Origin of the sequence: Paenibacillus sp. CECT 9249, assembly GCF_918697855.1 — a bacterium.
In the GTDB taxonomy this organism is placed as follows: domain Bacteria; phylum Bacillota; class Bacilli; order Paenibacillales; family Paenibacillaceae; genus MSJ-34.
On sequence record NZ_CAKKLI010000096.1, the window covers coordinates 1 to 3,180 of the forward strand.

At 43.1% G+C, this 3,180-nt stretch carries 2 protein-coding genes and 2 pseudogenes; 1 reads left to right on the plus strand and 3 read right to left on the minus strand.

Annotated elements, in window-relative coordinates; genetic code table 11:
* The first annotated feature begins 710 nt into the window (after positions 1–710).
* Positions 711–968 (plus strand): hypothetical protein, encoded by a 258-nt coding sequence (locus LQ229_RS26825; RefSeq protein WP_138919335.1) that lies wholly within the window; start codon positions 711–713, stop codon positions 966–968.
* Between the two features lie 731 nt (positions 969–1,699).
* Here the strand turns inward: LQ229_RS26825 and LQ229_RS26830 are convergent.
* The 3 genes and pseudogenes from LQ229_RS26830 to LQ229_RS26840 form a co-directional block, all read right to left on the minus strand.
* A pseudogene (locus LQ229_RS26830) lies at positions 1,700–1,783 on the minus strand (GTP cyclohydrolase); the annotation flags it as partial.
* 205 nt (positions 1,784–1,988) lie between these two features.
* Entirely contained in the window at positions 1,989–2,357 is a 369-nt protein-coding gene (locus LQ229_RS26835) for a hypothetical protein (RefSeq protein ID WP_347342953.1), read from the minus strand.
* Positions 2,353–2,526, minus strand: a pseudogene (locus LQ229_RS26840) (group II intron reverse transcriptase/maturase); the annotation flags it as partial. The gene LQ229_RS26835 and the pseudogene LQ229_RS26840, both read right to left, overlap by 5 nt.
* Between the last annotated feature and the right edge of the window lie 654 nt (positions 2,527–3,180).

The window sequence follows — 3,180 nt, forward strand, 5'->3', positions numbered from 1 at the left end:
AAAAACTCGATTTTTGAACTGGGTTTAGTTTGGTGTTGTCTTTTTTCCTGACTCATTGACCTGTTCCTTAAAGTAAATTTCCAATTCTCATGAATCAGGGGCTTGACATCTTACCGCTGGACTTTAATTAGGGCAGTGAATGGTCCACATTCCAGACCCAGCATACAGGAGACGCTCTTTTTGTTCAAACCTCAAATTAATTCATTACAGGAATTGTTCCTTTCGTCTTATTATCACGATCAGTGTAATAAGAGTTAAGCAGACCAACAATTGTATGAATCAAGAAGTCAGGTCTGAAACAACATCGTATTCCTTCATGGTTTTGTTTTTGATAAGAGTAAACTCTTTTTCCGAAATCAATGACAGAGCAAATAATTGTTTCAACATGGCAATTTGCATGCTATATCTGATTAATTTTCGACTCATCATAAGCCCCCCGTTTGGTTCATTACATCTTAAACAGAGATGCGACAAAGGACGATAACCTTATACGCATCTCTGTTCTTCCTTGTTTTGGTTATATCGCATAAATCCAATTCCAGCGGCCGGTGGTTAACGGCCTCATAGGTATAGTCCGAATACCTCTCCCAGGATCGCTGCAAGCCGCCCCCATTGCGTGATCTGCCTAAAAGCAGAGCTGTGGCTGGACGGAAGTATCATTATCCCCCGCATGGGTCATCGCCTTAAATGGAACCACCATTTATTATTGCATGGACAAAAATCGCTCTCACCCTGCTACTTCAAACATAGATCGAAAAAAAAACAGAATGGTCATGGCGCACCTGCAATTTGGCTTTCCTAGACATGCGGGGAACGTACTGGAATGGATGGTATTTGATTTTCAAGGTACAGAAAAACAGCAGGGGACATGCCCCTCTATCATCCGTTTCATTTTGAAGTCAAAATCGGACCTTTCTATGAAAAATAATGATAGAAAGCTCTCTGTACAGTGGAAATCTTTGGCATAATAAGCTATAATAATGGCGAGGTATGGAAGAAATGGTCCCAACAAGAGAGGTTCTGAGCTTTGTCAGAAAGCTCAAAAAAATGATGAATCAATTTGAGGGAAAATAATGTGAGTATTTCGAGATCATCATCCACATGCGCCGAGAGTTTAATCTCGGTTACAGAAAAGATGGGATGTATCTGTTGCCGAAAAAAATTAAAAATGGCCACTTAATGCTGTCGCGATTAAATCTCGGTCAATAACCAGCTTTACATGTAAGGAAACTGAACAAAGTGAAGAAAATCCCGTTGAGGGTGGAAGCTAGTGAACTGGTGGATCCCGAAGAATAATTCAAGAGAGTTCAGAAGAAGCAGGAAGCTTTTCAAGAAAGGCTCTACTGCTTTTTGATCTTATGTAAATATCTGTGGAATTAATTCTCTCCGATTATACTTTGATTTTATGGAAATTCATTGATTTTTTTGCTTAGTTTGCAAATTCGATATGTTGTTTTCCAGTCCGGTATTACTTCACTTTAAAGCTATATCCTGACCTGAGTTATTTAACTATAATTGTGACTTTGTAAGTTACGAACATGATTGGTATGGGAGGAGACTCGAATTTGGCGGGTCGCTTTCTTTTATTTGTTAAGAGCTTAATGCGCTGCAGGTTGTTCAGATTACTCATTATATATATAGGTGCTGGTCATTGTCTACCGCTCGACCCTGCATGCAATGAATGAATAAGCTGCACTTGTTCTGCCCTCCTACTGCCAAAAACATCTCCAGTATGGTAGATGGAATGAAATCGAATTAAGGCGTGCTCTGCATTTTCGAAATCGCGTAAAACTGACATGTATAAACTCCATTTCGTTGGTTTTCTGGAAAAGCCTTGTCTTATCTTGTGCTTATATTGCGACAGTTATGTTGAGAGTTATCCTTAAGGGGCAAACTATATAGCCTGTGAATTAGTATCCAGGTATGGTTTCATCTGAACTAAGTACCTTTCTCAAAGACCGGAAAAGCTTCTTCTTTGGAAACATGAATCATTTCTTGAGGGAATGTTTTTTAAAGTACTTTTCTACTCTGAGATGGATATCTTTTTGATACCATTCCGAAAGTCCATAGGCTTTGAACAACTGGTGCATGCCGAGTCGTTCAGAGTGTTTCCCCATCGAACCATCCCCGATATTAAGTGTATCTATCCATATCCGATCTACGATACCTTCCAGTAACTTTGGGAAATCCGGAGTGAACGGCAGTACAGGTGAAATTGACGCTTGTGTAGTTATCCCTACCTCATGTACTTCTCTTAATGCTTGAATTCGCAGCTTAATTCCCGGTGCAACCGGAGCAAAAAGCCGCTTTATATCTTCCCGATCGGTTTCAATTGTCATTGACAAAATGTGCTTCAAAGATAGGAGTAAGCACTTGGAGAAGAGCCTGTTGGATAAAGCGATCTACCACAGTCGAAATGCCAAATAATCTGACAACGCCGTCGGGTTTCGGGATTTCGACCCTTCGGACTGGTGCCGTTTGATAGGCCCCTTCTAATAATTGTTGTCGTATAAGCGGCCAGTACTCATGGGGCTCGGAGTTTGCCGGACGACGCTTAACCATCACTTCAAGGTCCTCTGGGCTTCACCCGTACTTCCCTGAAGGAGTTCCATAGGAATTCTGCTTCAACGCGTCGTTCTCGAAAACGTCTGATCCATCCCTGAGTTGACGTTTGGCCCTTCCCTCTTTCAGGCGTCCCTTACTCACGCACTATGACCTCTGCTGACTCCTGCACGCTCAGCAAAACCTTACGGCCTTGGTTACCATCCTCAGATGGCGTGCCATGCAGGCCTCCCCGGATAAGGATGCGTACTTTCATCCATGCACCTGTCCAATATACTCATACAGCCCTTGGCGGCTTAGGACTTCGCCTTGTTTCGCAGACTCATCCGACTGTACTAGCCTCACATTGGATTCGTGTATCTCAGATCGAGTGTTTGCCTCCAGCTTCCTTCAGATTCCACCTCACGATGGACACCCTTACTTTTGGCTAACGGTAGGTGCTCGCCAGCCCCCGCTTGGGACTTTCCCCTAAAGCACGGCACCCATGCCGGGCTAGAGTGAAAGGCTGGGCGGGGCCCAGCCCCTTCTCATCAAACCGTACGTGAGGTTTTCCCTCATACGGCTTTCCGATGTTCGTCATCATGAGCATGCAGATTACAAGAGCGTTTTAAGTCCATA